The organism is Pseudoxanthobacter sp. M-2 (genome assembly GCF_046156265.1).
Taxonomy (GTDB): Bacteria; Pseudomonadota; Alphaproteobacteria; order Rhizobiales; family Segnochrobactraceae; genus CAMDHY01.
This window is the reverse complement of the sequence record NZ_JAWDIR010000047.1, coordinates 1-26,059: the sequence shown is the minus strand read 5'-3', so window position 1 is coordinate 26,059 and position 26,059 is coordinate 1. Positions and strand designations below refer to the sequence as shown.

At 69.5% G+C, this 26,059-nt stretch carries 25 protein-coding genes; 6 read left to right on the top strand and 19 right to left on the bottom strand.

Annotated elements, in window-relative coordinates; genetic code table 11:
- Positions 1-5: 5 nt before the first annotated feature.
- Positions 6-641: a uracil phosphoribosyltransferase gene (upp, locus tag RUR49_RS24210; RefSeq protein ID WP_409149332.1), complete on the bottom strand. Its 636-nt coding sequence runs from the start codon at positions 639-641 to the stop codon at positions 6-8.
- 449 nt (positions 642-1,090) lie between these two features.
- Between upp and RUR49_RS24205 the strand changes: the two genes are divergently transcribed.
- Positions 1,091-1,642 (top strand): nucleoside deaminase, encoded by a 552-nt coding sequence (locus RUR49_RS24205; RefSeq protein ID WP_409149028.1) that lies wholly within the window; start codon positions 1,091-1,093, stop codon positions 1,640-1,642.
- Here RUR49_RS24205 and RUR49_RS24200 read toward each other — a convergent pair.
- The 6 genes from RUR49_RS24200 to RUR49_RS24175 form a co-directional block, all read right to left on the bottom strand.
- Entirely contained in the window at positions 1,632-2,135 is a 504-nt protein-coding gene (locus RUR49_RS24200) for a DUF2165 family protein (protein WP_409149027.1), read from the bottom strand. The two genes, RUR49_RS24205 and RUR49_RS24200, sit on opposite strands and share 11 nt — an antisense overlap.
- Positions 2,136-2,171: 36 nt before the next feature.
- A complete protein-coding gene (locus RUR49_RS24195) occupies positions 2,172-3,440 on the bottom strand; it encodes a DUF1688 family protein (RefSeq protein WP_409149026.1) in 1,269 nt (422 codons plus the stop codon).
- Between the two features lie 34 nt (positions 3,441-3,474).
- Complete coding sequence (locus RUR49_RS24190) at positions 3,475-3,858, bottom strand: type II toxin-antitoxin system death-on-curing family toxin (RefSeq protein WP_409149025.1); 384 nt, start codon at positions 3,856-3,858, stop codon at positions 3,475-3,477.
- On the bottom strand, positions 3,858-4,082 hold the full coding sequence (locus RUR49_RS24185; protein WP_409149024.1) for a hypothetical protein: 225 nt from the start codon (positions 4,080-4,082) through the stop codon (positions 3,858-3,860). Before RUR49_RS24185 ends, RUR49_RS24190 begins: the two co-directional genes overlap by 1 nt.
- A gap of 79 nt (positions 4,083-4,161) precedes the next feature.
- Positions 4,162-5,403: a GTP cyclohydrolase II gene (locus RUR49_RS24180; RefSeq protein ID WP_409149023.1), complete on the bottom strand. Its 1,242-nt coding sequence runs from the start codon at positions 5,401-5,403 to the stop codon at positions 4,162-4,164.
- Between the two features lie 151 nt (positions 5,404-5,554).
- Positions 5,555-6,088 carry a cupin domain-containing protein gene (locus RUR49_RS24175; RefSeq protein WP_409149022.1) on the bottom strand — a complete coding sequence of 178 codons (534 nt, stop codon included), beginning with the start codon at positions 6,086-6,088 and terminating at the stop codon, positions 5,555-5,557.
- A 358-nt stretch (positions 6,089-6,446) separates the two neighbouring features.
- On the opposite strand from RUR49_RS24175, the gene RUR49_RS24170 reads away from it, so the two are divergent.
- Positions 6,447-7,733: an O-acetylhomoserine aminocarboxypropyltransferase gene (locus RUR49_RS24170; protein WP_409149021.1), complete on the top strand. Its 1,287-nt coding sequence runs from the start codon at positions 6,447-6,449 to the stop codon at positions 7,731-7,733.
- Positions 7,734-7,799: 66 nt separating this feature from the next.
- Here the strand turns inward: RUR49_RS24170 and RUR49_RS24165 are convergent, their stop codons facing one another.
- Positions 7,800-8,855: a COX15/CtaA family protein gene (locus tag RUR49_RS24165; protein WP_409149020.1), complete on the bottom strand. Its 1,056-nt coding sequence runs from the start codon at positions 8,853-8,855 to the stop codon at positions 7,800-7,802.
- A gap of 172 nt (positions 8,856-9,027) precedes the next feature.
- Here RUR49_RS24165 and RUR49_RS24160 point away from each other — a divergent pair, with 172 nt between their 5' ends.
- Positions 9,028-9,249 carry a DUF2842 domain-containing protein gene (locus RUR49_RS24160; protein WP_409149019.1) on the top strand — a complete coding sequence of 74 codons (222 nt, stop codon included), beginning with the start codon at positions 9,028-9,030 and terminating at the stop codon, positions 9,247-9,249.
- Positions 9,250-9,309: 60 nt separating this feature from the next.
- Here the strand turns inward: RUR49_RS24160 and RUR49_RS24155 are convergent, their stop codons facing one another.
- From RUR49_RS24155 to RUR49_RS24140, 4 genes are all read right to left on the bottom strand, one after another.
- A complete protein-coding gene (locus RUR49_RS24155; RefSeq protein ID WP_409149018.1) occupies positions 9,310-10,641 on the bottom strand; it encodes a hypothetical protein in 1,332 nt (443 codons plus the stop codon).
- 114 nt (positions 10,642-10,755) lie between these two features.
- Entirely contained in the window at positions 10,756-11,514 is a 759-nt protein-coding gene (locus RUR49_RS24150) for an MBL fold metallo-hydrolase (protein WP_409149017.1), read from the bottom strand.
- Positions 11,511-12,875 (bottom strand): aspartate aminotransferase family protein, encoded by a 1,365-nt coding sequence (locus tag RUR49_RS24145; protein WP_409149016.1) that lies wholly within the window; start codon positions 12,873-12,875, stop codon positions 11,511-11,513. Before RUR49_RS24145 ends, RUR49_RS24150 begins: the two co-directional genes overlap by 4 nt.
- Before the next feature lie 65 nt (positions 12,876-12,940).
- On the bottom strand, positions 12,941-14,206 hold the full coding sequence (locus RUR49_RS24140; protein WP_409149015.1) for an NAD(P)/FAD-dependent oxidoreductase: 1,266 nt from the start codon (positions 14,204-14,206) through the stop codon (positions 12,941-12,943).
- A gap of 278 nt (positions 14,207-14,484) precedes the next feature.
- Here RUR49_RS24140 and RUR49_RS24135 point away from each other — a divergent pair, with 278 nt between their 5' ends.
- From RUR49_RS24135 to RUR49_RS24125, 3 genes are all read left to right on the top strand, one after another.
- A complete protein-coding gene (locus tag RUR49_RS24135; protein ID WP_409149014.1) occupies positions 14,485-15,483 on the top strand; it encodes an AAA family ATPase in 999 nt (332 codons plus the stop codon).
- Between the two features lie 672 nt (positions 15,484-16,155).
- Positions 16,156-17,961, top strand: coding sequence for a S8 family peptidase (locus tag RUR49_RS24130; RefSeq protein WP_409149013.1), 1,806 nt, complete (start codon positions 16,156-16,158; stop codon positions 17,959-17,961).
- 116 nt (positions 17,962-18,077) lie between these two features.
- A complete protein-coding gene (locus RUR49_RS24125) occupies positions 18,078-18,275 on the top strand; it encodes a hypothetical protein (RefSeq protein WP_409149012.1) in 198 nt (65 codons plus the stop codon).
- Positions 18,276-18,376: 101 nt separating this feature from the next.
- On the opposite strand, the gene RUR49_RS24120 is transcribed toward RUR49_RS24125, so the two are convergent.
- The 7 genes from RUR49_RS24120 to RUR49_RS24090 all read right to left on the bottom strand — a co-directional run bounded on the left by RUR49_RS24120 (position 18,377) and on the right by RUR49_RS24090 (position 25,796).
- Positions 18,377-18,874 carry a VOC family protein gene (locus RUR49_RS24120; RefSeq protein ID WP_409149011.1) on the bottom strand — a complete coding sequence of 166 codons (498 nt, stop codon included), beginning with the start codon at positions 18,872-18,874 and terminating at the stop codon, positions 18,377-18,379.
- Between the two features lie 69 nt (positions 18,875-18,943).
- Positions 18,944-19,387 (bottom strand): SRPBCC family protein, encoded by a 444-nt coding sequence (locus RUR49_RS24115; protein ID WP_409149010.1) that lies wholly within the window; start codon positions 19,385-19,387, stop codon positions 18,944-18,946.
- 88 nt (positions 19,388-19,475) lie between these two features.
- Positions 19,476-20,078 carry a glutathione S-transferase family protein gene (locus tag RUR49_RS24110; RefSeq protein WP_409149009.1) on the bottom strand — a complete coding sequence of 201 codons (603 nt, stop codon included), beginning with the start codon at positions 20,076-20,078 and terminating at the stop codon, positions 19,476-19,478.
- A gap of 96 nt (positions 20,079-20,174) precedes the next feature.
- Positions 20,175-21,554 (bottom strand): HlyD family type I secretion periplasmic adaptor subunit, encoded by a 1,380-nt coding sequence (locus RUR49_RS24105; RefSeq protein WP_409149008.1) that lies wholly within the window; start codon positions 21,552-21,554, stop codon positions 20,175-20,177.
- Positions 21,547-23,283 (bottom strand): type I secretion system permease/ATPase, encoded by a 1,737-nt coding sequence (locus tag RUR49_RS24100; RefSeq protein WP_409149007.1) that lies wholly within the window; start codon positions 23,281-23,283, stop codon positions 21,547-21,549. The genes RUR49_RS24105 and RUR49_RS24100 overlap by 8 nt, the downstream gene beginning before the upstream one ends.
- A 60-nt stretch (positions 23,284-23,343) precedes the next feature.
- A complete protein-coding gene (locus RUR49_RS24095; protein WP_409149006.1) occupies positions 23,344-23,679 on the bottom strand; it encodes an antibiotic biosynthesis monooxygenase family protein in 336 nt (111 codons plus the stop codon).
- Positions 23,680-23,714: 35 nt separating this feature from the next.
- The gene (locus RUR49_RS24090; RefSeq protein ID WP_409149005.1) at positions 23,715-25,796 is read right to left on the bottom strand and encodes a TonB-dependent hemoglobin/transferrin/lactoferrin family receptor; all 2,082 of its coding nucleotides are present in this window, start codon (positions 25,794-25,796) and stop codon (positions 23,715-23,717) included.
- Positions 25,797-26,059 lie beyond the last annotated feature (263 nt).

Sequence of the window (26,059 nt, the reverse complement as noted above, 5' to 3'; positions counted from 1 at the left end):
CGACGCTACTTCGTCCCGTACATCCGGTCGCCGGCGTCGCCGAGGCCGGGCATGATGTAGCCCTTCTCGTTCAGGCGCTCGTCGACCGCCGCCGTGACGATCGGCACGTCCGGGTGGGCGTCGCGCAAGCGGTGCACGCCCTCGGGCGCGGCGAGCAGGCAGACGAACTTCATCTCGGCCGCACCGCGCTCCTTCAGCCGGTCGACCGCCGCCACCGCCGAGTTCGCCGTCGCCAGCATCGGGTCGAGGACGATGACGCGGCGCTCGGCGATGTCCGGCGGCGCCTTGAAGTAGTACTCCACCGCCACCAGCGTCTTCGGATCGCGGTAGAGCCCGACGTGGGCGACGCGCGCCGCCGGCACGAGGTCGAGCATGCCCTCGAGCAGCCCGTTGCCGGCTCGCAGGATCGAGGCGAAGACGAGTTTCTTGCCGGCCAGCACCGGCGCCTGCATCGTCGCGAGCGGCGTCTCGATGGTGGTCGTCGTCAGTTCGAGATCCCGCGTCGCCTCGTAGCAGAGCAGCATCGAGATCTCGCGCAGGAGGCGGCGGAACTCGACGGTCGGCGTGTCCTTCTCCCGCATCAAGGTGAGCTTGTGCTGCACCAGCGGGTGGTCGATCACCGTCACCCCGTCCGCCCACATCTGCGCCATCGAAAATTCCCTGCCCGCTCGCTCGCTGCGTCGGCGCGGACTGTAGCGGCTCGGGGACGGGGCTTGAAGCGGCGAAGTCCGGTTGCGGGTGCGACAGGGTTGAGTGGCACCTGCCCCCTGCCGCAGACACGCGGAGGCGGCTCACCCCCACAGTGCTCATTCCCGGCCTTGTGCCGGGAACCCATCCCCCTCCGCGCGCTCGACGACCGTGATCCGAGGTGCTCACGTCCGATATCGCATGGGTTCCCGGCACAAGGCCGGGAATGACTGCGGAGAGGTCTGTCGCCCCAGCCACCCCGTAGAAGATTCGCCCAATCGAACGCTCCGCTTTCGGCAGCCGCCGCCCCGCAGCTATCATGCCGGCATCGCGGCCGCCCGAAGATGGCCCGGACGGGGAGGACACCTTGCCCATCGACACGACCACCGCTCGGCGAGAACCCATGCGATCCACGGCATCCGCCGCCGGCCCGAGCCGTCGCGGCGCGCTCGCCGCGCTGTTCGCCGCCGCCACCCTGCCAGCCCTCACCCCCGCCGCCGCCCGCGCCGCCGCGGTCGAGGGCGCCGTCCGCCCCGAGGACGAGGGCTTCATGCGCGTCGCGCTGGAAGAGGCGGCGCTCGCCGAGTTTCCGTTCGGGGCAGCGATCGTCGTCGATGGCGCGCTGCAGGCGAAAGGCCACAATCTCGGCCGCGGCGACCCGACCGCCCACGGCGAGATGACGGCGATCCGCACCTTCATCGCCGAGAAGGGCCCCGCCGGGCTGAAGGGCGCGACGCTCTACACCTCCGGCGAGCCGTGCGCGATGTGCATGTCGGCGATCATCTGGTGCGGCATCGGCCGCGTCGTCTACGCCGCCTCGATCGCCGAGCTCACGACCGTCATCGGCCAGATCCAGATCCCCTGCGCCGAGGTCGCCGAGCGCACCCCGTTCGCCACCGTCGAGGTCACCGGCGGCGTGCTCGCCGACGAGGCGATGGCGCTGTTCAGGAAGTAGGGGCGGCGCCGCCCCCCTCCCCCTGCATCAGCACGATCAGCACGATGCCGGTGAGCGTGATGAAGCGGTTGGCGCTTTCGAGGCCGTTCCACTGGTGCGACTGCCACATCGCGAACCACTCGCCGCCGACCACCGTGAAGCCGAGGCCGTAGAGCAGCAGCGCCATCATCAGCCCGACGGCGGCGTAGCCCTTCACCGCCTGGAAGCGCGCCGGGTCGCCGGTCGCCAGCGCCAGCCGCGCGGTCGCCGTCACCAGCACCGCGGCGGTGGCGAGCTGCCAGCCGATGATCGACCAGTAGAAGAGCGTTTGCAGCGTCGGGTCGGTGATCGCCCGCCAGCGCAGGGTGGAGTCGGCGAAGATCGTGTCCATCGCCAGCACGTGCTGCACGAAGGCCCAGTTCGAGCCGTAGTCGGTGAGGTTGCCGAAGGCGAACAGCACGAACAGCGCCGCCACCGTGCCGACCAGCGCCGTCTTGCCGAGCCGCAGCAGCATCCCCGTCCCCCAACTGCAACGCGGCCGCAGCCGCCGTCAGAACACCGTGCCGTCGCTCTCGATCTTCAAAGGCGGCCCGCCGTCGTGGCGCAAGGTGCGGGCGATGCGGCGCCCAGCCGCCCAAGTGCCGCCCTCGAGCACGGCGGCGAGCGGCAGGCTCTCGGCGTCGAGGCCGAGGCGGGTGCGCACCAGCGGCGCCAGCCGGTCGATCAGCGCCACCGTCAATGCCCGCCAGCCGACGATGAGCGAGGAGCCGACGGCGTGCGTCCGCTCGGCATCCGCCGGGTCGGTGAGGCGGATGACGCCGGTGTCGAGGAAGAGGCCGCCGTTGCGGTACTCGGCGAGGCCGGTGAGCCCGTCCAGTTCCACCACCTCGACACCGGCCCAGCCGAGCGGCTCGAGCAGCGAGTAGGACAGCCACTGCGACAGCTTGTGCAGCGGCACGAGGCCGGTGGTGATGTCGTCCGTGTTGATCGCCGGGTGGCGCCAGGTGTCGCCGAGGGGCACCTCGGCCAGCACCAGCCGCGACGGCCAGATGGGGCCGAGGGCATCGAGCACCAGCGCCAGGATCTCGGCCGCCGGCAGCTGCCCGCCCTCGGCGCGGGCGACGAGCGCGTCGACGATGCCGCCCGGCCGCGGCTCGTCCTCCATCGCGAAGACGTCGTCGCGGTCGGCGCAGGCGATGCCGAGGCGGCGCATCAGGTCCGCCCGCCCGTCGAGCCCCGCGAGCGGGTTGCCGGGCTTCACCTTGAAGCCGGCCGACAGTTCCTCGGTCGCAAGCGTCGCGAGCGAGATGGCATCGGCGCGCAGCGGATCGGCCGGCACGGCCGAGAACAGCCCGGAGACGAACATCGCGACGCTCGCGACCGCGAGCCCTTCGGAGCGCGAATAGGCCTCGCCGGTCAGGCCCTCACGATAGACCCAGTCGGGTCCCGCGCCAGCGTCGAGCAGCACCGAGACGATGGCGAGATCGGCCGCCGCGCGCGCAGCCCCCCGCGGATCGGTCCAGCCCCGCGCCGCCGCGATCGCCCCGAAGCGGTCGTGCCCGCCGGCGGAGAAGTGCCGGAAGCGCGAGTGCGGCGGCACGACGAGGTCCGGATAGGCCGCGCGGGTCGTCTCGGCGACGAGGTCGGCGGCGTTCTCGAGCCGGTCGAGATCGACCGAGAGCTCGGCGACATTCCCGTCGAGGGTGGCGGCCAGGATCATGTTGGCCCGCTCACGCACGGCGTGCGCCGACAACAGCGAGCGCGCCAGCGCCTCGTCGGGGTGGGGGTCGGGGTTCCGGTCGCTACCCTGCAGGGACATTCACTCTCCTGTCCGGGCCCGCGGGGCCGCACGTTCAAGTCGCATAACGACGTATCCAGTCGACGAAGGCCGCCTCGTCCAGCGTTCCGGCCGCGAGACGCTCCACGGCCTCCGCGGCTTCGTCCTGGGGTGCCGTGAAGGTCAGTCCGTTCAACTCGAGGAACGCGACGAAGGTAACGAAGCCCGTCCGCTTGTTGCCGTCGATGAAAGGATGATTGCGCACGATCGCGGCGCAGTAGAGCCCGCCCAGCGCGACGATGTCGTCCTCGCCGGCATAAAGGTGGGCGTTCATCGGCCGCGCCAGGGCGCCTTCGAGCAAGCCGGCGTCGCGCACGCCGGCCGGTCCGCCGAACAGGCGGATCGCGTGCTCGTGAAGGGCGAGCACGCCGTTCACGGTCATCCAGACGATGTCGGACATCAGCGTGCGAGACGCTTCATCGTCTCCGCATAGCGGCGCATCACGTCGAGACCCGCTTCGACCTGTCGGTCGATCTCCGATGCATCACGCCCGATCAACAGGCCGGACTCCGTCGTCGTGCCGACAGCGCTCTCGCCGGGCGCGATGCCGAGGAGATCGGCGACGCTGCGCGGCAGCACCACCTCTTCGGCGTCCTCGTCGATGCGAACGGAAATCCTGGTCATCGTCCTCACTCCTGCCCGCCGGCGCTCCGAAGGGCTGTCGCAACGGTAGCACACCAGCGGGCGGCGATCATCTGACGCCCTACCCCTCCAGCGGCCGCCCGACCACCGTCGCGAGGTCCGCCGGCCCTTCCGGCGCGTAGTAGCCGGCCGCCTTCTTCGCCTCCATCTCGACGTGGGCGTCGGGCGGCACGAGGCCCTCCGGGATCGGCACGCGCTCGCCGATGTCGATGCCGGAGGCGACGATGGCGTCGTATTTCATGTTCGACATCGAGACGAAGCGGTCGATGCGGGTGAGGCCGAGCCAGTGCAGCACGTCCGGCATCAGTTGCTGGAAGCGGGCGTCCTGCACGCCGGCGACGCACTCGGTGCGCTCGAAGTAGGTCGCCGCCTGGTCGCCGCCGGCCTGGCGCTTGCGGGCGTTGTAGACGAGGAACTTCGTAACCTCGCCGAGCGCCCGGCCCTCCTTGCGGTTGTAGACGATGAGGCCGACGCCGCCCTCCTGCGCCTGCCGCACGCACTCCTCGATGCCGTGCACGAGATAGGGCCGGCAGGTGCAGATGTCGGAGCCGAACACGTCCGAGCCGTTGCACTCGTCGTGGACGCGACAGGTGAGCGGCGCTCGGCCCAGCATGGCCGGGTCTCCGAAGAGGTAGACCGTCATGCCACCGATCGGCGGCAGGAAGACGTCGAGGTCCGGCCGGGTGACGAGCTCGGGATACATGCCGGCCGTCTGCTCGAACAGCACGCGGCGAAGCTCGTCCTGGCCGACGCCGAAGCGCTCGGCGATGCCCGGCAGGTACCAGACCGGGTCGATCGCCGCCTTGACGACGGAGACGTCGCCGTTCGCCAGCATCACCGTGCCGTCGGCCTTGAGCCGCCCCTTCTCCACCGCCCGCTCGATCTCCGGCAGCGCCACGTGGGCGCGGGTGACGGCAATCGTCGGGCGGATGTCGATGCCCTCCGATATGGGGTCGGCGAACACCTGGCCGGCCATCGCCCCGAACGGGTCGAGCGAGACGATCTTCTCCGGCGTCGTCCACTGCGGATGCGGGCCGATCTCGACCACCGGCGCGGTGTCCTTGAGGTCCGGCCGCTGGATCGGGTTGAGGGCGCCGGACGACACCGCGAGCGCCCGGTACAGCGCATAGGCGCCACCATAGGTGCCGATGACGTTGCGGTCGCCGGGCCGCGTCACGCTCGCCACCACCGGCCCGCGCGCCCGCGGGTCAGCCGCCCCCCACGCGATCGGGAAGCGCACCGGCGTGCCGGCGCCGGGGTGCGAGGTGAGGCGGATGTGGGTCGAGCGGTTCGGCGTGGTCATCGGGGCACTCGCACGGGACACGAGGCCGGCCGCGACGCCCGCGGACCGGCGAAGCACGGGAGTCTAGCACGGTGCGCGGGAAGGGCGAGGGGGTGGCGGAGCGGTAGGCCTCGCTACTGCCGGGCGTCATCAGCGGATGCGCAACACGCCCCTACCCCGCCAGCCGGACGATCTCCCCCGCCATCGCCGGATACGCTTTGGCGAGCGTCGCGGCGTCGCCCATCTCGGCATCGCCGGGGATGGCGCCGGGCCAGGCCGTGGTGCCGAGCAGCGCGTAGCCGTGGACGCCGCGGGTGCGGGCGGCGTGGAAGGTGCCGCCGGGGATGAGGCAGGAGGGCCGCGCCCCGGTGGTGACGCCGCTGCCGAGCAGCACCACCTCGCCGGAGCCCGGGGGAAGCCCGCGGCCATCGGGATAGTGACCGTCCGGATAGAGCAGCAGCAGTTCGAGGTCGTCGCCGGCGTGGTGCTGGTACATCTGGTCGACCCGCAGCCGGTGCAGCACGACGGGCGCGTCGGGGGCGACGAGGAAGGTCAGCGCGGTGCCCGCCGGCCGCGGCCCGCCGAGCCCCGCCGGCAGCGCCTCGGCGGCGATCTCGACGGGTGAGCGGAAGATCTCGCGGGTGTAGCCGCAGGTGCCGCTGCGGGTGAGGCCGAGCGCGGAGATGATGTCGTCGCGGGCGGTCATGGGGGGCTCCTGTCGTCCGGGCAGCCTAGTCGCTGAAGTCTCAGCCTGCGAGAGGTCGCGTCGCAATCCGCGCACGCGACGCGTCCCTCCCCTGCCAGGGGGAGGGACAGGCGACCGCAGGTCGCCAGGGTGGGGCCTGTCAATCCGGAGTGCGGCGCCAATTGAGATCGAGCCCGCGATTTACGGGCCCCACCCTGACCGCTGCGCGGTCTGTCCCTCCCCCTGGCAGGGGAGGGACGTTCGGCCGCCGCTCTGCCCTCCCCCCACCTCCCTCCCCGCCCTTTGACGTCCGCCCCGCCCTCGGCCACAAATCTCCCGAGCCCGGCGCGAAGCCGGCCGCAGCGACGGGAGACCGATGATGTCAGACGACCGCAAGCCGGGGTTCGCCACCCTGTCGATCCACGCGGGCGCGCAGCCCGATCCGACGACGGGCGCGCGCGCCACGCCGATCTACCAGACGACCTCGTTCGTCTTCGACGATGTCGACCACGCCGCCTCGCTGTTCGGGCTGCAGGCGTTCGGCAACATCTACACCCGCATCGGCAACCCGACCTGCGCCGTGCTGGAAGAGCGCATCGCGGCCCTCGAAGGCGGCACCGCCGCGCTGGCGGTGGCCTCCGGCCATGCCGCCCAGGTGCTCGCTCTGCACGCCCTGATGAAGCCGGGCGACGAGTTCGTCGCCTCGCGCAAGCTCTATGGCGGCTCGATCAACCAGTTCACCCATTCCTTCAAGAACTTCGGCTGGAACGTCGTCTGGGCCGATCCCGATGAGCCCGGGTCCTTCGAGGCGGCGATCTCGCCGCGCACCAAGGCGATCTTCATCGAATCGATCGCCAACCCGGGCGGCGTCGTCATGGACATCGCGGCGATCGCCGAGGTGGCGAAGCGCGCCCGCGTGCCGCTGATCGTCGACAACACGCTGGCCACTCCCTACCTCTGCCGCCCGTTCGAGCACGGCGCCGACATCGTGCTCCACTCGGCGACGAAGTTCCTCGGCGGCCACGGCAACTCGATCGGCGGCCTGATCGTCGACGGCGGCTCGTTCGACTGGTCGCGCGACGGCCGCTATCCGATGCTGTCGGAGCCGCGGCCCGAGTACGGCGGCATGGTGCTGCACGAGACCTTCGGCAACTTCGCCTTCGCCATCGCGGTCCGCGTGCTCGGCCTGCGCGATCTCGGGCCGGCGCTGTCGCCGTTCAACGCCTTCCTGCTCGCCACCGGCATCGAGACGCTGCCACTGCGCATGCAGCGCCACTGCGAGAACGCGCTCAAGGTGGCCGAGCACCTGTCGCACCACGACAAGGTCAGCTGGGTGAGCTATGCCGGCTTGGCCGGCGACCGCTACCACGGCCTCGCCAAGCGCTATTGCCCGAAGGGTTCCGGCGCGGTGATGACGTTCGGCCTGAAGGGCGGCTACGACGCCGGCGTGGCGATGGTGTCGGGGGTGAAGCTGTTCTCCCACCTCGCCAACATCGGCGACACCCGCTCGCTGATCATCCACCCCGCCTCCACCACCCACCGCCAGCTCTCCGACGCCCAGAAGACGGCGGCCGGCGCCGGGCCGGAGGTGGTGCGGCTGTCGGTCGGCCTCGAGGACATCGGCGACATCCTCGCCGATCTCGACCAGGGCCTTGCCGCCGGCTGAGCCGGACAGGTCTTCGCCCGCGTCGACCGATGCGGGCGAAGGCGGGCCGAGGCCAGCCGGACGGTCTCAGCCGAGCCGCAGGCGATGTACGGTCGCCGCCCACAGGACGGCGGCGGCGCCGAGCTGGTGGGCGAGGCCGAGGGACAGCGGCACGACGGTGACGAGAGCGGCGATGCCGATCACCGCCTGCCCCACCACCAGCGCCACCAGCATGGTCGCCCGCCGAGCCGCCCGGCTCTCGGGCAGCGCCTTCGAGGGCAGCACGCGTGCGGTCTGCACGGCGTGGAAGATGACGAGCGCGAGCAGGACGTAGGCGATCAGGCGGTGGTCGAACTGCACCGTCTTCGGGTTCTCGAAGAGGTTGATCCACCACGGGCTCTGGATCAGCAGGCCCTGCGGGACCAGGGCGCCGTCGAGGAGCGGCCAGGTGTTGTAGGCCCAGCCGGCCCTGAGGCCCGCGACCAGGCCGCCAAGGAAGATCTGCGCGAACACAACCGCGAGGATCAGCCCCGCCATCCAGCGCACCGCCGCCGTAGCGGGCTCGCGGGTGCGGCCACGTGCGAGCTCGAGGGCCCAGACGAGCCCGGCGAGGATCAGGAACGCCATCGTCAGGTGGACGGCGAGGCGGTACTGGCTGACGTCGACCCGGTCGACGAGGCCGGAGGCGACCATCCACCACCCGATCGCGCCCTGCAGGCCGCCGAGTGCGAGCAGGCCGAGCAGCAGCGGCTTCATGCGGCCGGGCAGCATCCCCGCCACCCAGAAGCCGATCAGCGGCAGCGCGAAGGCGACGCCGATCAGCCGCCCGAGCTGGCGATGCCCCCACTCCCACCAGAAGATCACCTTGAACTCGTCGAGACTCATGCCCTTGTTGACGAGCTGGTACTCCGGGATCTGCCGGTACTTGTCGAACTCCTCCTGCCATTCGGCCACAGACAGCGGCGGAATGGCGCCGTGGATCGGCTTCCACTCGGTGATGGAGAGGCCGGAGTCGGTCATCCGCGTCGCCCCGCCGACGAGGATCATGGCGATCACCATCAGCGCGACGACGAGGAGCCACAGCCGCACCGCGCGCGGGGCGGCGTCGGCCGAGGTGAACAGGCGGGCGGGCTGCGGCATCATGGGTGCGGCGGCTTCCGGTTGACGCGCGCGGCCGACCGGCCCATGTGGCGAGAGGCCACGGGACGCTGACGGCCCGCACGGGGCATTCAGCGCATTCTAGGGCGCCGCTTCGCCCCCGCCCGCCCCGCCCACGGTCGCGCGACGACGCGTCGCGACCGCCGGAGAGATGACGATGACCCGTTCCCGCCGCCGCAAGCTGATCGGCACCGTGCTGCTCGTCACCCTCGTCAGCGTCTATGCGCTGATCGCGATGGCGGTCGGTTCGGTGGCGATGGCCGACAAGGGCCGCGCCGTCCAGCTCGTCTTCTTCACGATTGTCGGCCTCGGCTGGGTGCTGCCGGCCGCCCTCATCGTCTGGTGGATGGAGCGGCCACGGCCGGGCGAGGGGGGATAGCCAGCGGCATTGCATCCGTGGAGCCGGTCCGCGCGCGAAAACGCCCGGACAGCCGACGGCTCACGCCGCGAGTTGCAGGCTCGGATGCTCCGGCGCCGGCGCAAGGGCGGCGGCGACGAGCGGGCCGCGGATGGCGGCGCTGATCGCGGCGTGCGCGCTGACCGAGGCGGGCGGGCAGTCGCCGCGCTCGAAGGCGAACACGGCGGCGGCGGCGTGCGGTGCGGCGGCGGCGAGAAGGTCGGGCCGCGCCACGGGATCGAGCACCACGACGACGCGCTCATAGGTCTGCTGCAGCGCCTCGAGCACCGTGTGGAAGCGCTCGCGGCTGCCGTCCGCCTCGATGACCGGGCCGATTGGCGCGTCTTCGAGGTGGTGCGCGTAGGAGCCCGGACGGCGGACGATCGCCTCTCCGAACGAGGCCTCGCCGGCGAGCAGCGCGCCGAAGCCGGCGGCGGCGGCTGTCGCGACCGTCAGGTCGATCAGGATCGTCTGTTCCGCTGCCTCGCCGGCCTCGGCGACGAGGGCGGCGACGGTGCGGGCGGCGGCCGGCTCGCCGGCGACGAGCAGGCAGTGCGGCCCGGAGGACGGCAGCGACAGGGCCGCCGCGATCTGGCGCGCCGCGGCGGCGTCACCCCGCCCGGTGACACGCACGTCGATCGGCACGGTTCCGGCCACCGGCGGCAGCGATGTCGCGGCCGGTGCGGCGCGGCGGCGGCGCAGGTCGGCGGCGAACAGGCCGATCCCGGCGGCCGTGCCGGCGGCGAGCGCCGAGAGGATGGCGGCGAACAGCCCGGTCGAGCGCTTCGGCGTGCCGCGCACGAACAGCCGCGCCGCGCCGCCACCGACTTCGGCGTCGAGCGCGACATAACGGGCGGCGACGGCCTCGGCGACCTCAGCGGCGAGATCGGCATCGGCGGCGGAGACGCGCAGCGACAGCACCGACTTGCCGGGGGCGGCGCGCACCGTCAGGGCGTCGGCCAGCGCCGCGACGCGGCCGCTCTCCGGCACCGCCGCGCTGGCGCTCGGCAGCGACGGCACGAGGGCGGCGAGACGCCCGCCGACGGTGGCGGCGCGCAGGTCGGTGCGCAGCCGCTCCGCCGTTGCGTCCGGCAACTGGTGGATGACGGAGCGCAGGAAGTCCGGCGCCGCGACGAGGCGGGCGGCGGCGGCGACGTCGCTCGCCCCGGTGTCGGCGATGACGAGCACGCGCACGTCGGCGCTCGGCGCATCGACGATGCGGGCGGCGAACGGAAAGGCGAGTGCGGCGACGAGCACGCCCGCCGCGACCGGCAGCGCCAGCCGCGAGTCGCGCACGGAAGCAACGAGCCGCGAGGCCCACGCCACGCGCGGCACGGCTCCGGTGCCCTCTGCGAAGATCGACAGGTCGACCATGACGATGCGAATCCCTTTTCGCGCACCGCCACATTCACCCGTTCAAGGTAAGCAGATGGTTAACGCCGCCGATCTGGCTTCAGGAGCCCCATCGCCACCGGCCCCGGCGGCGCCTCAGCCGCCCTTTGCCGCCACGTAGCCGCGGGCGATGCGGGCGACGTCGCCGCGGCCGAGGACGCGGCCGTGGCCGGCATAGGCGAGCAGCGGGTCGAGGTCGGCGAGGCGGCGCATCGTCTCGATGTAAACGCCGACGTCGGAGTGCGGGAGGTCGTCGACGAGGCCGCCTTCGTAGACGGCGTCGCCGGCGAACAGCGTGCCAGTGCGCTCGTCGAACAGCGCCGCCGAGCCCGGCGAGTGGCCGGGCAGGTGCAGCACCGTCCACACCGAGCCGCCGCCGAGGTCGACGGTGTCGCCTTCGTGGACCACCCGCGTCAGTGGCGCCGGGCGCATGAAGACGGTCGCCGGGGCCGGCGCGGCCGCCGGCGCGCCGGGCTCGTAGGCGCTCTGGCGGAGATAGGGGGCCAGCGTGTCGGCGTCGTCGACGCGGGCGAAGCCGCCCTCCTCCGCCGCGTGGCCGATGCGGGTGGCGAACTCGTGCAGGCCGCCGACGTGGTCGACGTGGGCATGGCTGGCGAAAACGACCAGCGGCCGCTCCGGCCGGCGCAGCGCGTCGACGACGGGGGAAAGCGCCGCGACGCCGTTGCCGGTGTCGACGAGGAGGTCCGCCTCCGGCCCCGAGAACAGCCAGAGGTTCGCCCGCACGAACGGATGCAGGAACGGCTCGGTCAGCCGCGTCACGTCGGGCGCGACGGTTTCATGTGAAAACCAGCCCGCGACAGCGGCGAGCGGCGCCGCCGCCGGCCCGGCGCTCACGCCGCCACCGGCAGGTCGAGTTCCGCCGCGAGTGCCGCCAGCGCGTCGCCGAGGATGCCGGCGATCTCGTCGACGTCGGCCTCCGTCACGATCAGCGGCGGACAGACGAGGACGTGGTCGCCGGCGCGGCCGCCGCGGGTGCGCCGCGAATAGACGATGAGGCCGCGGTCGTAGGCGAGGTCGACGAGGCGCTGGTGGGCGTTCAGCCCCGGCGGCAGCGGTTCCATCGTCTCGGCGTCGGCGACGAGTTCGGCGGCGAGCAGCAGCCCCTTGCCGCGGACGTCGCCGATGAACGGGAAGCGAGCCATCAGCTCTTCGAGCCGCGTCGTCATCCGCGCGCCCATCCGCGCGGCGTTGTCGACGAGGCCGAGGCGGTCGATCTCCTCCATCACGGCGAGCCCCGTCGCGCAGGCGAGCGGGTTGCCGGCATAGGTGTGGCCGTGCTGGAAGCCGCCGCTTTCCACCACCGGCTCGACCATCCACGCCGGCGCGATCATGGCGCCGAGCGGCGCATAGCCGGAGGCGAAGCCCTTCGACATGGCGACGAGGTCCGGCCGGCAGCCCCAGTGGTCGCCGCCGAGGAAGCGCCCCGTCCGCCCCGCCCCGCTCATCACCTCGTCGTGGATAAGGAGGACGCCGTGGCGGTCGCAGATCTCGCGGATGCGCGGATAGTAGCTGTCGGGCGCCACGAGCGCGCCGGTGGAGGCGCCGCCGACCGGCTCCATGATGAAGGCGAGAACCGTCTCCGCCCCCTCCCGCCGAATCGCCTCGTCGAGCATGTCGGCATAGCGCAGGCCGCGCTCTTCCATCGTCAGCCCGTCGCGGTCGAGATAGGCGGTGGGGGCCGGGATCTTCGGCATCTCGCGCATCATCGCCGAGAACGGCGCCGTCAGCGGCGTGTAGCCGGTGACCGACAGCGCGCCCAGCGTCGAGCCGTGATAGCTCGGAAACCGGCCGATCACCTTGTAGCGCCCGGCCTGGCCGGTCGCGACGGCGTACTGACGGGCGAGCTTCAGGCAGGATTCGGTCGCCTCCGAGCCGCCGGAGACGAAGAAGACGCGGTCGAGCCCGGCCGGCATCTTCTCGCAGAGCCGGGCGGCGAGCGTCTCGGCCGGCTCGTTCTCGAAGTGCAGGCGGTAGGCGAAGGTGACGCGGGCAAGCTGCGCCCGCATGGCGGCGAGCACATTCTCGTTGGAATGGCCGATGTTGACGACCATCGCCCCCGACGAGCCGTCGATCTGCCGGCGGCCGTCCTCGTCCCACATGTGAATGCCGTCGGCCCGGTCGATGCGCGGGCGGCGGGCGCCGGTCTGGTAGAAGAGGTGCGAGGGCGGCCGGTTGGAGCCGGGAACGGCGGTCATGGTCGGGTCACTCGGGCTCGAGGAAGGCGGACGGGCGCGCATCGGCGCAACGATGCGGCGCGGCGTCAAGCGGCGGCGGCACCCCGGCCGGGCGTGCCGGCCAGCGCCTTGAGGTCGAAGCTCTCGTCGGCCGCCTCGTCGGGGCTCGGCGACAGGCCTCCGGCGAGCAGGCGCCGGGCGATCATGTGGTCCGCCGGCCGGTTGACGCTTTCCACCGCCACCAGCTTGTCGCCGCGATAGACGAAGGCCGAGAAGCGGCCGCTCTCCGGGTCGCCCCGCACCACCGCCCGGTCGGCGCCGATGGCAAGGCCCGCGGTCTGCAGCTTGTCGGGCCCCTGGTCGCTCCAGAACCACGGCACCGCCGTGTAGGGCGCCGGCCGGCCGACGAGGCGGGCGGCGACGCATTTGCCCTGGTCGATGGCGTTCTGCACGGATTCGATGCGCACCGGCCCGTCGCACCAGCGGCTCGGGTGCAGCGCGCAGTCGCCGACGGCGGAAATGGCGGGGTCGCTGGTCGAGAGAAACGCGTCGACCTCGACGCCGTTCGCAACCGGCAGCCCGGCGGCGGCGGCGAGCTCGGCATTGGCGTTGACGCCGATGCCGACGACGACGAGCTCGGCCGGGATGCGCTCGCCGTCCGCGAGCTCCACCCCCGCCACGCGGCCGTCGTCGCCAAGGATGCGGGCGACGCCGGCGCGGAAGCGTAAGGCGGTGCCGGCGCGCGCGTGGGCGGCGGTGAAGTGGGCAGAGATCGGCGGCGAGACGACGCGCGCCATCGGCCGGTCGACGGCCTCGACCACCGTGACGCGGCGGCCGAGCTTGGCGGCCACGGACGCGAACTCCAGCCCGATGAAGCCGGCGCCGATCACCACCACCCGTTCGACCTCCGCGAGGCGCGCCTTCAGTGCGGTGGCGTCCGCCAGTGTGCGGAGCGACACGACGCCGTCGAGGTCGGCGCCCGGCACCGGCAGCGGCCGGTTGCGGGCGCCGGTGGCGAGCACGAGGTGGTCGTAGGGAAGGCGCGTGCCGGAGGAAGGGCTTGCGCCGGGGCCGAGCGTCACCGTGCGGGCAGCGCGGTCGATCGCGGCCACCGTCTCGCCGGCGAGGAGGTCGATGCGCTGGTCGGCGAAGAAGCTGTCGGCCTTCAGCGCCAGGTCGGCGGCGGTGGACGCGCCGAGCATGTAGGCCTTCGACAGCGGCGGCCGCTGGTAGGGCACGCCCGGCTCGTCGCCGATCAGCGCGATCTCGCCCTCGAAGCCGTCCTGGCGCAGCGAGGCCGCCGCCTGCAGCCCCCCCTGCCCCGCCCCGACGATCACCACCCGCGCCGGCATCGCCGACCTCCGCACCGCATTGGACGGGGAGGGTCTAGCACGGGGGGACGGGGTGGTGGGAGGGGTGGGTTTTAGGGTGTTTCGAACGCTCCTATAAGGGGGTAGCATCGCAAATGTTCTTGTTTTGTTCGAATATCACGCTATCTTAATGAAATTGCTCCCATACGGTGCTGAATCGGAAACTCCGTCCACAGCGCCAAATGGAATGTGTGGACACCTCGCCAACATAATCCCGGTCCCAGCGTTTGATAGGATATCGTCGCCGGAGAGAGGCTACCGTGACCAACGCAAAGCAAATTCTGGCACTGCTGCGCAGCCGCGCTGAAGGCGATGACGACGCATTTTTCTCCATCGCCTTGCAGGTAGCCGCCGCGGAAGCCCGCCAAGGGCACAAATCGACTGCCGAAGAAATGCGTGCGGAGATCGAGCGAGCAAGGGGACGCAAGCCCCGCGGCCCTTCTGTTCCCATCGCGATTGGGCAACCTCGCGGCAGCCTCGAAGGCCTCATCGAGTTGCGAGAGCCACGCTTCCGGATGAAGGATCTGGTACTTGCCGACAAACTCGTCGGGCGCATTTCGGATGTGGTCTTACAGCAGCGCAAACGTCAGTGGTTGCGTGAACATGGGCGTGTGCCCAGTCGACGGCTCCTTTTCGTTGGGGCGCCCGGAACAGGTAAAACTATGTCGGCTGAGGCTTTGGCAGGAGAGCTCCATCTCCCGCTCTTTGTGATCCGGCTTGACGGGCTGATTACCCGCTTTATGGGGGAGACCGCGGTAAAACTTCGACTTGTGTTCGACGAGACCGCAAGGCGTCGCGGGGTGTATTTATTTGACGAATTTGATGCCGTTGGCGGCCACAGAACTACACCAAACGATGTCGCAGAGATGCGACGTGTACTTAATTCATTTCTACAGTTCATGGAGGAAGCGAGCCCTACTGACAGCTTGATCGTTTGCGCAACCAACCATCCTGAACTATTGGATCGAGCATTAATTCGTCGATATGACCAGGTCCTTGAGTTCCTGCCACCAACGCGCGAGCAGATCCGGTCGCTAATCGTAAATCATCTGCGACCGATGAAAGGACCGCGCATTGCGTGGGAAAAAGTGTGCGATGCAGCACGACTGCTTAGCCAGTCGGAGATCGTCGGAGCAACCGATGATGCGGTGAAATCTGCAATTCTCAACGAGCGTAAATCCATATCTACGGATGACATAGTCAAACGATTGATTGACAGGCATGATATGAGGGTGACCTTCATGGAAAAGCACCCCTGACGCATGACCTCACGGTTCGCACTTCCGCATATAGATATCTCGGCGCTCCGGACTTCGAGTGAATACGCCGGACAAGGCGGAGGCGGCTCTGGTGAAGTACGTATCCGGCAGCAGCACGGCGCCCGACTGATGAGGGAATTGGCGGCCGCTTTCGTGGCTGCAGACGAGGCTAGGATTCTTGATGCTCGCCTACCTCCACCTTCCGGTAGCTATGTCGAAGTCGAGTTGCGGCGAGGGAGCGACCCACACAACCTAGAACGCAAACGAAAGGGAATTCGGCCAAGGGCTGTGAAAGAAAGCGCCGCAGGACGAACCGTAGCGCTTTTCGTGCCTGATCACGCGCGGGTGGCTCTTCTAGAAATTCTCGACGACTACCGGGCTGGGACATTGTCAGATGCGGGCCGCCCACCTCGTGAGGCAACAGTTGGTCCTATCGAAGCCTTCCGCCGAGCGCGGTTGGAAGTTCTTTGGACGGATGAGCTCCACGCCCTACCGACCGATCCGCTGCATCAGATGTGGTGGTCAGTTTGGACTGACAGGGACACAGAAGCTGAGCTAGATGTCCGATGCGAAGCCCTAGGATTGCGAACGGCAGGTAGAGATCGTCGCCTCTATTTTCCTGAAGCCGCCGTTGTGCCAGTGCTTGCGACCCGAGCGGCGATTGAGCTGCTTATGTTTGCGACGGGCGTCATCAGCGAGCTACGACGAGCATCAGACAATCCTGTATTTTTTATTGAGGATGCAAGAGACACTCAGCACGACTGGAGCGACGACCTTGCTGAGCGCATAGCATGGCCGGGAGCGGACGTGCCCGCAGTTTGCCTGCTCGATACCGGGGTGAACCGCGCACACACACTCTTAGAACCCGCATTGGCCGAGGTAGACCTATATACCTATGACAGTATATGGGGCACTGACGATCATACTGGTCACGGAACTGCAATGGCTGGGATTGCATTGCACGGTGATCTTGTAGCGCCGCTGTCTGATGGTTCATCGCGGGCCCTTACTCACCGTTTAGAGTCGGTGAAGATACTGCCACCTCGCGGCGCCGATCCCAATTCACCCAGTGCCTACGGCGCCATTACACAGGCCGCCGTCGCACTACCTGAGATAAACCGCAGCGATCGTCAGCGGATTTTTTGTATGGCGATCACAAACGGTGAGGTTTCGGGCGCTCGACCGACGACATGGAGTGCGGCGATCGATCAAATTTCCGCAGGAACGATGCCGGGTGACGAGCAAGATGCGCCCCGCCGCCTCTTTGTCATCTCGACGGGCAACACCGAGCCAGCCATGCGGGTCGTCGATTGGGCTGGGAATGATGCTGCGCCTATCGAGGATCCCGCGCAGGCATGGAATGCTCTTACTGTCGGCGGCTACACCGACGCGGTGAGTATTACGGATGAAGGATACGAAGACTGGACGCCGCAGTCGGAGGCAGGCGACCTCAGTCCCCATAGCCGAACTAGCGTAGGATGGGGCTACGGCAGATCTCCATTCAAGCCCGAACTCGTCATGGAGGCTGGCAATCGTGCCATTTGCCCGGCTAGACGGGACCTGCTTACACTTGACTCTCTTTGCATGCTGAGCACAGGCCAGAACGTAGACCGCCTACCGTTGGTGGCTTTCGACGGAACGAGTGCGGCAGCAGCTCAAGCAGCTAGGATGGCTGCCCGTATCTCTTCAGAAAATCCAGAATATTGGCCAGAGCTTGTCCGCGCGCTAATGGTGCATAGTGCTGAATATACAGAATCAATGAGAGCCGAATTTGAGGCACGACCGTACCTTCGCGACCGATACGCATTGGTCAGACGTTACGGATATGGTGTTCCGGATTTCGATAGAGCATCTGCATCGGCTCGCGACCATCTAGCATTGATCGCACAAGCCCCGATACAACCCTTCCGGCTGCAAGGTGCGAGAAAATTCAATGAGTGCCACTACTATAGGCTTCCGCTACCCCACGACGCACTAGAGACGCTCGGCAATGAAATTGTCAACCTGAAGATCACATTGTCCTATTTTGTCGACCCAAGCCCCGGTCTCTCAGCAAATGTCGATACTCAGCGCTACCAGTCGTTCGGTCTGCGCTTCGATCTTCGGCGTCGGAGCGAGTCACTTGCTGCGTTCCGCCAGCGAGTAAATGCTTCCGAGCGAACGGACCCAGGGCATCGACCATCCAGTCCAGACGACAATCGTTGGCTGCTCGGCCCTGATAGCATCTCGTCGGGCTCCCTTCATTGCGATACTTGGAGCGGACCTGCTGTCGATCTGCTTGGACGGGACACGCTTTGTATCCGGCCAGTTGGCGGTTGGTGGAGAGAACGGGCAAGGCGAGAGATCGTCAATCGGCAAACACGCTATGCGCTCGTCGTGACACTGAAGTCCAGACGGACGGATATCGACCTGTACACGCCAATAGCGATTTCGCTGAACCCACAAATCGAAACCACGATCGATTTGTTCGAATCTTAACGCATTTGCCAGACTCCGGGCCATATTCCGCGCCGGAATCCCAGGATGAGATCCACACCGTCACCAAACCGCATAACCTTCGCGCACCGTCCGGGCATCGGCAGGAGGGCGGGACAATGGCGAAACCCATGAACGACGGCGAGGCGCGCAGCTGGCTCGAGATCGAGCGCGAGGACGATCTCGACGAGGAGCTCGAGCAGGCGATCGACGATCCCCGCGTGCCACGGGTGCTGCGCGCGCTGCTCGCCAGCCGCAAGAAGAGCACCCTCGACCGCAACACCACTTTCAGCGAGCCCCTGCGCCTGCAGGGATGATGTCCGCAGGCGGCCCGGGGGCCAGTGCGGGCCCGTGGGCCGCGCGACACGGGCGCGCCTCCGCCCCGGCGGTGCCGCCACCCCTCGCCTCGCCCCCGCCCCTATCCCCGTCGCGCCGCGTCGATCGTCGCCACGTCGATCTTGCCCATCTCCATCATCGCCGCGAAGGCGCGCTGCGCCTCCTCCCCGCCCTTGGCGAGCGCGTCGGTCAGCGTGCGCGGGGTGATCTGCCAGGAGAGGCCCCACTTGTCCCTGCACCAGCCGCAGGCGCTCGCCTGCCCGCCATTGTCGACGATGGCGTTCCACAGGCGGTCGGTCTCCGCCTGGTCGTCGGTGGCGATCTGGAAGGAGAAGGCCTCGGAGTGCCTGAACATCGGCCCGCCGTTGAGGCCGAGGCAGGGGATGCCGGCCACCGTGAAGGTGACGGTGAGCACGTCGCCCGCCTTGCCGGAGGGATAGTCGGCGGGCGCGTGGAAGACCTCGCCCATGGCACTGTCGGGGAAGGTCGCGGTGTAGAAGCGGGCGGCTTCCTCGGCGTCGGTGTCGAACCACAGGCAGACGATGTTCTTCGGCACGGCCGGGCTCTTCGGAAGGGTCATGGCGGCACCTTTCGGCTTTGAGGGGGTGGCGCAGGAGCGGACGGCAGAGGAGCGGGCGGATTTGCCGGCCTAGTCGCGAATGTCAGGGCCGACGAGGCGCGCGAGGTTCTTCAGCGACTCCTGCCAGCCGAGGATGCAGGCTTCCGGCGGGATGGCGTCGGGGATGCCCTCCTGGACGACCACGAGCTCGGTGCCCACCGAGACGGCCTTCAGCGTCACGGTCACCCGCATCTCGCCGGGAAGACCCGGGTCGTCGAAGGCGTCGGTGTAGCGCAGGCGCTCGCCGGGAACGAGTTCGAGGTAGGTGCCGCCGAACGAATGGCTGTTGCCGGTGGTGAAGTTGCGGAAGCTCATCCGGTGCGTGCCGCCGACCGTCGGATCCAGATGGTGCACCGTGCAGGTGAAGCCGTTCGGCGGCAGCCACTTCGCCAGCGCATCCGCCTCGAGAAAGGCGCGGTAGACCTTCTCCGGGCTCGTCGGCAGAACGCGGTGCAGAGTGACGGTGCCGGGCATTGTCTCGCTCCTCGGTGGTGGCTTTCCCCCCGAGGACGGACGAGGCGGGGCCTAGCCGACACCCCCCGCCGATTTTCCGCGCGGCCTCTCACACCCCCGCGGCGTTGATCGCCGCGGCGCGCTGGAAGGCGGGGCGGGCCTCGCAGCGGTCGATGTAGGCTTCGAAGTTCGGCCGGCTCTCGACGAACTTGAACAGGCGGACGCCGAAGTGCAGGTCGGTGCCGACCATCACGTCGGCGGCGGTGAAGCGGTCGCCGAGCAGCCACGGGCCGGGCGCCACGGCCGCGTCGAGCACGTCCATCACCGCCTCGTAGCCGCCCCAGCCGGCGAGCGACGGCCGGTCGATCGTCCAGCCCATCGCCTTCTGCATGTAGGCGGGCTCGATGCAGCCGGCGGAGAAGAACAGCCAGTGCAGGAAGCGGCCGCGGTCGGGGTCGCCGATCGGCGGGGCGAGGCCGCTCGCCGGCGCGAGGTCGGCGACGTAGGCGCAGAGCGCGGCGGATTCGGCCACCTTCGCCGCGCCGTTTTCGAGCGCCGGCACCTTGCCCATCGGGTTCACCGCCAGGAACGCCGGCCGCTTGTGCTCGCCGGCGGCAAGGTCGAGCTTCACCCGCTCATAGGGCAGCCCCGCCTCCTCCATCAGCCAGAGGGCGCGGGTCGAGCGGGTGTTGGGGGACCAGTAGAGCTTCACGGGCGAGCCTCCGGCTGACGCGAGGCCCGGAACGCAACAAGAACAAATTCGCCTGTCGAGTCGGCGGCGGCGCGGACCAGCCGCCCCCGGACGGCCTCAGCCTTCCCGCAGCGCGTGGCGGGCGTTCTTCATCAACGGCTCGACGAGGTAGTCGAGCACGGTCTTCTCACCGGTCGCGATGAAGGCCTCCACCGGCATGCCGGCGAGCAGCTGCTTGTCGCCGAGGCGGGCGAGCTCGCCCTTGTCGAGGGCGAGGCGGGCCGTGTAGTAGCTCGCGCCGGTCTGGGGGTCCTTGCTGAGATCCGGCGACACCCAGACGACGTGGCCGTGCAGGATCGGCGTGGTGCGCTGGTCGAGCGCCGCCACCATCAGCGTCGCCGCCTGGCCGACGCCGAGCTTGTCGATGTCGGTGGCACCGACGCGCACCTCGATCAGCAGCTCGTCCTCGTCCGGCACGATCGTCATCAGCGTCTCGCCGGGGCCGACGACGCCGCCGAGCGTGTGCACCGTCGCCTCGTGGACGCGGCCGGAGCGCGGCGCGCGGATTTCCGTGCGGGCGAGCTCGTCGACGGCGGCGACCTCCTGCTCCATCAGCGGCGCGATCTCCGCCTGGGCGGTGCGGATCGCCTGCGTCACCTTCTCCATGAAGTCCGAGGTCACCTGGATGACCTGCAGCTCGGTCTCGGTGATGCGGCCGCGCGTCGTGGCGATCTGCGAGACGAGGGCGCCGAGCTCGCCTTCGAGCCGCGCCTTGTCGCGCTTCAAGGCGATCACCCGCGTCACCGGCACATGGCCCTTGGCGAGCAGGTCTTCCAAGCCGATCAGCTCGCCCTCGATCAGCTCGATCTCCTGCTCCTTGGCGACCTTCTGTGCCTCCAGCCCGGCGATCTGCTCGCGAAGCTGCAGAATGCGCTCGTCGAGCTGGCTCGTCTGGCCCTGCAGCGCGGCGCGGCGGGCCTGAAACAGGATGCGCTCGCCGTCGAGCACCTTGGCGACGGCCGGGTCGTCGGCCCGCTCCGTCAGCACCGGCGGGTAGCTGACGGTGTCGGCACCCGCCCGCTCGGCCTCGAGCCGGGCGAGCTGCGCCTCGAACTCGACGAGGCGCGCCCGCACGATCGCGAGGTTCGCCCGCGTCGTGGTGTCGTCGAGGGTGACGATCACCTGGCCGGCCTCGACGTGGTCGCCATTCGCCACCGCGATCGTCTTCACGATGCCGCCGGTCTTGTGCTGCACCTTCTTGTTGTCGCTCTCGGCGATCAGCGTGCCCGGCGCGATCACAGCCGAGGCGAGCTTCGCCATCGCCGCCCAGGCGCCGCCGCCGCCGACGAGCAGCACCAGCGCCACCATGCCGACGGTGACGGCGCGGCGGATCTCGGACTTCGCCGGCTTGCGGGGCGGCAAGGCCGCGGTCGCCGGCGGCGCGGCGCGCGCGGGCGCCAGTGGGGTCGGGCCGGTCGTGGCCGGAACCTCAGCCATGGGCGCCTCCGATCTGCTTGCGCTCCTCGCCCGCCGACACCGGTTCAGCCGCCGCGTCGACCGGCCGGCGCCGGAGCTCGGCCAGCACGGTCGCCTTCGGACCATAGGCGACGACGCCGCCCTTCGACAGGACGAGGAGGTCGTCCACCGACTGGATGGTGCTCATGCGGTGGGTGATGATGACGGCGACGCCGCCGCGCGCCTTCACCACGTCGACCGCCCGGCCGAGCGCGCTGTCGCCGGCGCCGTCGAGGTTGGAGTTCGGCTCGTCGAGCACCACCAGGAACGGCTCGCCATAGAGGGCGCGGGCAAGGCCGACCTGCTGGCGCTGGCCGCCGGAGAGCACCTGGCCGGACTCGCCGAGGCGGGTGTTGTAGCCGTCGGGCAGCGTCAGGATGAGCTCGTGGACCCCCGCCGCCTGCGCCGCCGCCACCACCAGCTCCGGCGTGCGGTCGGGATCGAAGCGGCCGATGTTCTCCTCCACGGTGCCGTCGAACAGCTCGACGTCCTGCGGCAGGTAGCCGATGTGGCGGCCGAGCTCGTCGGGCGCCCACTGGTCGATCGGGGCACCGTCGAGGGCGACCTTGCCGGCGGCGACCGGCCAGACGCCGACGAGGGCACGCGCGAGCGAGGTCTTGCCGCAGCCCATCGGGCCGATGACGCCGAGCGCCTTGCCGGCATCGAGCCTGAGGCCGATGCCCTTCAGCACCGGCCGCGTCGCCCCCGGCGGCACCACGGCGACGCCCTCGGCGGTCAGCGCCGAAACCGGCGCCGGCAGCGACATGCGGTCGGGCGTGGCGATTGCCTTCAGCGCCCCGTTGAGGCGCTGGTAGGCCTCCTTGGCCTGCACGAGGTTGCGCCAGTTGCCGACGATCTGCTCGATCGGCTGCAGCCCGCGCGACATGATGATGGAGCCGGCGACGATCGCGCCGGCGGAGATCTGCTCGTGGATGGCGAGCCAGCCGCCGACGGCGAGCGCGCCGGACTGCAGCGTCAGCCGGAACACCCGCGAGATCACGGAGTAGCGGTTGACGGTGTCGGTGAGCGCGCCGGAAGCGGCGAGATAGGCGTCGTTGGTGCGGCCCCACAGCCCGGCGAAGCGGCCGAGCATGCCCATGCCGGTCAGCACCTCGACATTGCGCCGCCCGGCCTCGGCGAGCGCCGCCCGCTTCTGGCCGAGCTCGGAGACCGTCTTCGAGCCGTTGCGCGAGGCCGCCTCGGTGGCGATCGTCAGGCCGATCAGCACCAGCGCGCCGGCGATCCCGAGCACGCCGAGCATCCAGTGGAAAAGGAACAGCACGCCCATGTAGACGGGCAGCCACGGCAGGTCGAAGAAGGCGATGATGCCGGTCCCGGCGCTCGCCTGGCGAAGCTGGTCGAGGTCGCGCAGCGGCCGGATCGCCTCGCCGGTCGGCCCGAGCTTGAGGGCAGCACCCACCTGCGCGTCGAAGGCGGCGCGGCCGACCTCCTCGTCGAAGCGGTGGCCGACGCGCACCAGCACACGGTGCCGCACCGCCTCCAGCACGCCCATGAAGGCGAACAGCACGACGACGAGCACGAACAGTGCCACCAGCGTCGGCGTCGACCGGCTGGACATCACCCGGTCGTAGACCTGCAGCATGAACATCGGGCCGGTCAGCATCAGAAGGTTGACGACGAGGCTGAACAGCCCCACCGCCCACAGGGCGCCGCGACAGCTCGCGACCACCCTGCGGATCGGCGTCCGCATGTCGTCCTCTTTCGTCCTGACCTGCATCGTCCTCACCGGCCCGCCTGTTCCAAACGCCGATCAGGCGGGAACGGTCTCGCCCGCCGGCAGCACTTCCTGAATGGTCTCGAAGCCCTCGAACTCGGGATGCCCGAGATAGAGCCCACCGCTCGCTCCGATGTTGCGGTGAGCTTTGGCGAAGGCCTCCGAGCGTGTCCAGTCCTCGAACGCCTGCCGCGACGACCATAGCGTATGCGACGAGTAAAGTGTGTGGTCGTCCTTGCCCGGCCCGCGCAGCATGTGGAAGCCCAGGAAGCCCGGCTCGCGGTTGATGTGGATCTCGCGCGACAGCCAGACGGTCTCGAATTCCGCCTCGGCGCCCTTGGTCACCTTGAAGCGGTTCATGGCGATGAACACTTGCACGTCTCCTTACGCACGCCCGACGACCCTCGTCAGAGCTTGATTCCGACGGCCAGACGCGCGTTGAACCCCGGGCTCGCACTGAGATCGAGGTACTGCGTGTATTGGCGGTTGAAGATGTTGTCCAAGTTCAGGTTTGCCGAGATGCGCTCGGTCACCTGGTAGCTCGCAAACAGGTCGACGGTGGTGTAGCCGGGCGATTCCGGCCAGCCGGACGGCGAGCCGTTCTTGCCCGCCACCATCGAGACGCGCGTCCCGGCGACGAGGCGGGCGTCGAAGGCGCGGCCACCCAGCGTCGCAATCAGCCGGTCCGGCGGCACCGAGGCCAGTTCCTCGCCGGTATTCTGGTCGACGCCGCGGACGATCTGGCCCGACAGCCCGGCGAAGGCGAAGCCGACATCGTAGACCGCCTCCAGCTCGCCGCCCCACAGCACCGCCTTCGCGACGTTCTGGTACTGGTAGTAGTAGCCCGGTGTCGGCGGCGGCGGCGGCGGGTCGATCTGCACGGACTTCAGGTCGATGTAGTCGTCGACCTGGTTGTAGTAGGCGACCGCCTTCACCCTCACCCGGTCGCCATCGCGCAGCACGTCGTCGAAGCGCAGGTTGACGCCGCCCTCGAACTCGTGCGCCACCTCGGGCTTGAGGTTCGGGTTCGGCCGGAACTCGAACTCGACGCCCGGATGGATGCCGTTGATCAGCGTCTCGGTGATGGCGGGCGCACGGTAGGCCTCGGCATAGGTGCCGAACACCGTGATCCACGGCACCGGCGTCACGCCGACCGTCAGCTTGGGCGAGGCGCGGCCACCGGAATTGTCGACGTTGCCGCCGGTGAGTTCGTAGCCGTCGAGGCGGACGGCGCTGATCACCTCGAGCCACTCCCAGGTCGCCTGGTCCTGGACGAAGCCGCCATAGACCGAGCGGCGGCCGTTCGGCGTGTACTTGTTGGAGTTGTTCTGGTCGTCGGTGTTGTCGACCCGATCGAAGAAGCCGTCGACGCCATAGGTGAGCGCGTGGCCGATCTGGCCGGTGGCGAAGCGGCTCGTATTGTTGACGTCGAAGCCGGTGGTGGCGACGTCGAACGACCGCTTCGAGCCGACATTGTTGCCGGCGACCTCGGTCTGATCGGTCCGGGTCGTCGTGTAGTAGAGGTTGGATCGAAGGTCGACGAGGGGGTTGTCGAGCGGCGCCCAGGTGTGGCCGAGCGAATAGGTTTCGGTCGTCGCGTCGGTGGAGCGGACGGTGGTCGTGCCCTTGTCGAAGTTCGCCCGGTAGAGCAGCGCCGAGGCGGTGATCTGCTGGTCCTCGGTCGGCCGGTAGCGCGCCTTGGCGAGGCCGCTCAGGAGGTCGTCCCAGGAGTTTTCGATGCGGTTGTAGTGGCCGTCCCGGTAGTCGGTGGACCGGCTCCAGGTACCGGCCGTCACCACGTCGAAGGCCTGGCCGATGCGGCCGGCGAACTCGGCGTGGCCGAGCGGCTCGGCGCCGTTCGTCGAGTACTTCGCCTTGACGAAGCCGCCGACGACCTGGTCCGCAGACAGCACGTCGTCGGCCGTCAGGGTGCGGAAGTCGACGACGCCGCCGATGGCGCCGGAGCCGTAGACGGTGGCGGTGGCGCCGCGCGTCACGTCGACGGAGCGGATCATCTCCGGGTCGATGTAGAAGGCGCCGTTGGCGTTGTGGCCGCTCGTCTGGAAGTTCTGCCGCGCACCGTCGACCATGACGTTGACGCGGCCGAAGTCCTGCAGGCCGCGAATATTGATGGCCGTCGCCGGGTCGCCGCCCTGCTCGGAGGTGGTGACGCCGGGGATCAGATCGAGAAAGTCCGAGGGGCGGTTCGGCTGCGTCTGCGTCTGGATGGTCGAGCGGTCGAGCACGCTCGTGCCGGACAGCGCGTGGTCGACCGGCTCGGCGGTGCGCGTCGCCGTGACCGTGATGTCCTCGAGCACGTCGTCGTCGTCGATGCCCACCTCACCCGGCGGCACCGGCTCCTCCGGGACGGGATCGACCGTGGCCGGGGCGATCTCATCCTCGATTGCCACCGACTGGGCGAACGCGGGCCCGGCCGCAACGCCGCAGGCGAGCACGGAGAGCCCGCAGCCGACCGCAATCGCCGCCACGGCCCGTCGTGGCGGAGCCGGGGCCACTGCGGTGCGTGAGGACAAGCGTGCTGAAGCCATCGGCGACAGTCCAATCCAGACGCGGCGCACGGCAAAGCCGCCACCGCTCCACCCGGACGGACCGGGCGTACGCGTTGCACGAGGGGACTGGCTGGCTGGGCGACGGGTCGCCGTGGCTGGCTGGTTGCGCGAACTCTGTTAGGAGCCGTTCGCAGCAACGGCGCGACGCTAGGGGCGTCGCCCGCGCGAGTCAAGGAAACGTG